This window comes from Mesorhizobium sp. M7A.F.Ca.ET.027.02.1.1 (genome assembly GCF_004022985.1).
Lineage (GTDB): Bacteria > Pseudomonadota > Alphaproteobacteria > Rhizobiales > Rhizobiaceae > Mesorhizobium.
On sequence record NZ_RZOL01000452.1, the window covers coordinates 1 to 4,617 of the forward strand.

Annotated in this window: 6 protein-coding genes; 4 read left to right on the forward strand and 2 right to left on the reverse strand. The window is 60.7% G+C overall.

Going from position 1 to position 4,617, the window contains the following annotated elements:
- From EN749_RS31025 to EN749_RS31035, 3 genes are all read left to right on the forward strand, one after another.
- A partial coding sequence (locus EN749_RS31025) for a type IV secretory system conjugative DNA transfer family protein (protein WP_148674724.1) occupies positions 1–1,139 on the forward strand: 1,139 nt, incomplete at its 5' end.
- 86 nt (positions 1,140–1,225) lie between these two features.
- A complete protein-coding gene (locus EN749_RS31030) occupies positions 1,226–1,492 on the forward strand; it encodes a type II toxin-antitoxin system ParD family antitoxin (protein WP_128364581.1) in 267 nt (88 codons plus the stop codon).
- Positions 1,489–1,785 (forward strand): type II toxin-antitoxin system RelE/ParE family toxin, encoded by a 297-nt coding sequence (locus EN749_RS31035; RefSeq protein WP_128364582.1) that lies wholly within the window; start codon positions 1,489–1,491, stop codon positions 1,783–1,785. Before EN749_RS31030 ends, EN749_RS31035 begins: the two co-directional genes overlap by 4 nt.
- 167 nt (positions 1,786–1,952) lie before the next feature.
- Here the strand turns inward: EN749_RS31035 and EN749_RS31040 are convergent, their stop codons facing one another.
- A complete protein-coding gene (locus EN749_RS31040; protein WP_245491530.1) occupies positions 1,953–2,267 on the reverse strand; it encodes a recombinase family protein in 315 nt (104 codons plus the stop codon).
- A 180-nt stretch (positions 2,268–2,447) separates the two neighbouring features.
- Here EN749_RS31040 and EN749_RS31045 point away from each other — a divergent pair, with 180 nt between their 5' ends.
- Positions 2,448–2,714, forward strand: coding sequence for an XRE family transcriptional regulator (locus EN749_RS31045; protein WP_128364583.1), 267 nt, complete (start codon positions 2,448–2,450; stop codon positions 2,712–2,714).
- Between the two features lie 8 nt (positions 2,715–2,722).
- On the opposite strand, the gene EN749_RS31050 is transcribed toward EN749_RS31045, so the two are convergent.
- Positions 2,723–4,462, reverse strand: a complete 1,740-nt coding sequence (locus EN749_RS31050; protein ID WP_245491531.1) for a hypothetical protein — start codon at positions 4,460–4,462, stop codon at positions 2,723–2,725.
- Between the last annotated feature and the right edge of the window lie 155 nt (positions 4,463–4,617).

Sequence of the window (4,617 nt, forward strand, 5' to 3'; positions counted from 1 at the left end):
TTCTGGTGATGATCGACGAGTTTCGCCAACTCGGCAAAATGGAGTCTATTGTGTCCAAGCTGGCGATCAACGCGGGCTATGGCTTCCGCATGGTCCTGGTCCTGCAGGACCTCGCCCAGCTCGACGAAGTCTATGGAAAAGCGACGCGGCAGACCACGGTGTCCGCGTGCCAGGTGAAGCTTTTCATCCGCATGAACGATGTGGAGACATCGGAATATGTCTCTGTAATGCTGGGACCGACCACGATCGAAGTGCCCACACCGATTATCAGGGCCGGTCAAGGTATATTCGGGGCCCGAGACGAGAGTCTGAGTTATCAGGAAAGGCCGTTCCGGACGGCGGCGGAGCTTCGACAGATGTCGGAGAAGCAGGCCGTGGTTCTGGTCCCGAGCGCAGGTTTCAGGGTGCGCAAGGTCACCTACTATAAGGACGCTCCCTATAAGGCGACCTACCGGGAATTTCGGCACCGGCGCCTGAAAGTGCCGCCTCTCCCCCGCTGGCAGGATCTTCCGCTGCGCTCCATGGCGGACGTCGAAGCGGCGGCTAACACCGCACCAGCGGCGCCTTTCGAGTTGCGGGAACCCGATACCGTCGATGCGCCGGTTTCGGGCAATACAGCCTATGCCGATGCGGTGCAGCCGGCGATTGGTGCGGCGGCTGAAAGGGTTGATCCCGTTGAGTCAAAGCCGAAAGTGAAGAGCGACAGCTCGGACGCACCGCGGGCGCTGCCAAGCTCAGGCCGTCGAACCGATGGGGAGGCTGAAGCAAAGAGTGAGGACGCCGCTGAAGTCCCGGAGTTGAAACCGAAGGGTACCGATCAGACGGCCGTTGATGCGCCGCGGCCGCTTCCTACCCTCGGCCGGCGATCGGCGCCGGCAGCATCAAACGCGTCCGACCCAAGTGCATCTGAAGGCAAGGCGAGTGTCTTGCAATTCCAAGTCCGGCCGGGAAACAAGTCCACGTCTATCGCCGCGCTGCTTGCATCGCTCGATCAGGAGGTGGAGGCCGGGGCTCGCTCACTGTCGCCGTCAGTGGATAGCGGGGATGTCGACGGGGTGCCGTCAGCCGCTATTGTGGCGTTGCAGGATCAAATTAGACGTCACGGCGATCGCCGGGACACGCCGGCCGAAACGGCTTAATCTGATGCAGGGAGACGGCCGGTGTCTTGATAATAGTTGATAAGCGAACTATCTTGAGCGCAACTCGTCCGAAGGAGGCTTCGCGCATGATCAGTGCCGATTTGGGTAAACAGCTCGAAAGCTATATCCAGCAGCTTGTCGATACGGGCCGCTATGGCTCGAAAAGTGAAGTGCTGCGGGAGGGCGTGCGGTTGATACAAGATCGTGAGACGCGCCTTCTCGCCCTTGACGCCTCAATCATGCGCGGTATTGCCGATGCTGATGCAGGCCGAACGAAACCCGCCAGCGACGTTTTTGACCGGCTTGAAGCAAAGTATCGCTTTATGGCTGAACAGGCCGAAAAGTCAGCATGATCGTTGAGTTTTCGGACGAAGCCGAAAGCGATCTTGAACGGATTGCCGCCTACATAGCGAAGGATAATCCTCGTCGTGCTCTTTCGTTCATCCAGGAGCTACGCGGTAAATGTGAAGCCTTAGCCGAGGCTCCAAAGGGCTCTCCTTTGGTGCCTCGATATGAGCAGCACGGCATTCGCCGCAGGGTTCATGGCGGTTACTTGATTTTCTACCGTGTTGAACGCGAACAGATTGTGATCATCCATGTCCTCCACGGCGCGATGGACTATGCCGCGATACTGTTTGAGGACTAATATAAATGGCACCGGGCTATTCTCGGCGTGATCGTTCGGCAGCGCGCCGACCGGGCTCGTGCTGCCAGGTGGTCTTGTTCGTGTTACCCGTACTGATGTCGATTTCAGAAGACGACTGCAGCAGAGGTCAAGACAGGATTTCAGTCTTTTCTCAATGGGCGCGCAACTTACTTTTGGCCCGACAAACCGGTAGAGAGGGTCTGTCGTGTGATCCCGACCTCGGCGCACACGTCGCCGGTAAGGATCGCAAACGCTAGGCGACCGTTGGGCAATGGAGGTGCCGCCGGCGCGCCTTCACCGGCAAGCACCTTCAGGCCGAGGTTCCGCTTCATCAAATCAGCGACAACATTGACGAGGTAGCGCAGGTCACGCGCGCGGCGGTCCAGCTTCCATACAACGAGGATGTCGCCAGCCCGGAGCGCTTCCAGGCAGGCCCGCCAGACGAGGGCGATTGTCTTTGCGGCCGGATGCGGCGTCCTCATAGGTGTTCTCGGTATTTGAAACCGGCCTGGGCCAGCGCATCGCACTGAAGGTCGTGGATCTGGCTGCCGTTGGTTTTCGATACGCGGGCATGGCCGAGAAGTGTCGCCACATAAACCGCTCGTATTTGTTAAAGACCTCGATCTGGCGGCTCAACGGCTAAAACGATGGAAGGCAGAACGATGAACGCGGAAATCTATGAAAGCGTCTGGGACGCCCTAGCGGACACCGAACAGGAGGAAGCAAACCTTAAAGCGCGCTCGGGGCTGCTCTACGAAATCCGCAGAGCAGTCCAGCGTTGGGGCATTCCTCAGGAGGAAGCCGCCAAGCGGCTCGGCCTGACGCGCCCTCGCACCACTGATCTGCTGCGCGGTAAGCTCGCCAAATTCTCGCTTGACGCGCTCGTCAACATCGCCGCCTCCGCAACGAGTCCACCCAGTGCTGCATGACGAGGCAACTACTGCTTTTGCGGCTTTTGTGAATCCGGCTCCTCGCCTTCGACCGGAGCGGTGTTGATGCTCCTCGACTGCAGGCGCTGCAGTTCTTCGAGCCGTTCGCCTTTGACGATCTCGGGATCAAGCCGCTCGTTAGGATTCTGCGCCAATGCACGCGCGGCTTCGCTTGCGGCTTGTGCCTCGCGGGCTTCCTTCGCAGCGATGCTTTCGGCGTTGCGCACCATTTCGCGGTCTTGCGCAACCTGCTCAAGCGAGGTCGGATCAGCCGATCCAGCTCGTTCGTCGCGGATCTCCTGCTCGATGGCCCGGTTGCGGATCTCGCGAGCGCGATCGGCCTCAAGCCGCTCAGCCGCCTCGATCTCCTGGGCGCGATGGATCAAAGCTTCGGCGCGCGCGCCGGCAATCCGATGGGCCTGGTCTTCGCTGACATGCGTGACGCCACCTTCCTGCAGGGATTTGAGATCCGTCCGGATCGCAAGGAGTTCCATGGTGGGCGCCGCGCGCCGCAAGAACTCCGCTTTGGTCTGGCCGTTCATCATCGCCGCGGTCTTGTTAACGGTCTCGTTGATCTCTTTTAGGTTTTCCCGCATCTGGTCCGCGGTGGCATCTGAACTCATTCGAACACCCCTTCCATCTCGAATAGCGACCACAACAGTACCGGATCGGACGGCTTTCGTCATCCGATCAATGAATTGACTCACTATCGCGTTGTTCGGCTGAGAAGCAGCGACCGAGCGCCAGTCCCGAAGGCTTGCCTGGGTGGCCTGTAGCTGGCGCGCCGAAATCGGAACCTTTATCGGGTTGGCTTTTGCGTGGTTGATCCGCTGGCGGGCTTTCGCGATGACATGCGGGTTTGCACGGGCATAGGCGCGGTCCCGTGCCTCCCTGCCCGGCCGCGGCTTTTCGGCCGTGGCCACGATCGCCTTGTCGCGCGGACCATAGCTTTGTGATGACGCACGATAGGCCGCGGAGGTCGCGACGATTTTCATACCCTGCGCTTGTGCGTGCTGGGCATAGAGCGCGCGCCATTCGCGAAGCTGGGCCGGACCTGGTCGCAAGCGCTCACCGTCCTCACCCTTCACCGCGACGATCGCATGGACATGAATATGGCCGCCCTCCTCGGCCATGTCGGCGTGCATGCCGAAGGCGAATTTGTGATTGGGGAACTGCTCATGCAGGAACCCACGCGCGGCCCTTACCAGAGCTTGCCTGTCCTCGCCCGCCTTGGCCGACACGATCATGTGCATGGTGTCGCGAGGCTTGTAGGAATTCAGGGTCTTGTCCCAGGACTGCGCGGTCTGCCGAACCGCCTCCTCAGACGCGATCGCGACGCCGTCGGCGCCGATCGCCGCTCCGTCATGGGTAAGGCGCGAAAGCTGGAACACGACACCGGCTTTGCCGTGGCTGGGTTCCCCAATTGGCTTCACCGAAACGGCATCCTCCTTGACGCCAAGCGCCTCGGAGATCCGCGAGGCGATCATGGCCCGGGTGGGGGCCGAGAACTGGCGATCCTGCTGACGCCGATCGGAAAGGTGAAACCGATGCTTCACCTTCTCGTTCCCGTCCTCACCCCGAACGACGCTGTGTCCGGCCATGGTCGCGACGACACGCGCGACACTCGATCCGTCCTGCAGTGTGTCGATACGATAGGCGAAACCGTGGCCGGCGAATCCGGCCTGAACTGCCTGCGAAAGGCGCTCGGCACTCTCCTTCCCTGCCAGCGAAAGCCGGAACGTCGCCACATCCTCGCTTTCCCGCCGCTTGTCGAAGCCCTTGCCCCACTGTTTCATTTCCTCCGCAACGGCCCCCTGCGTTGCGAGGATGCGCGCGTCATGAGTTTCGAGCGCGACGCCCTCCTTCTGGATATATTGACCGATGGCGGCTGCCCTCGTCACAC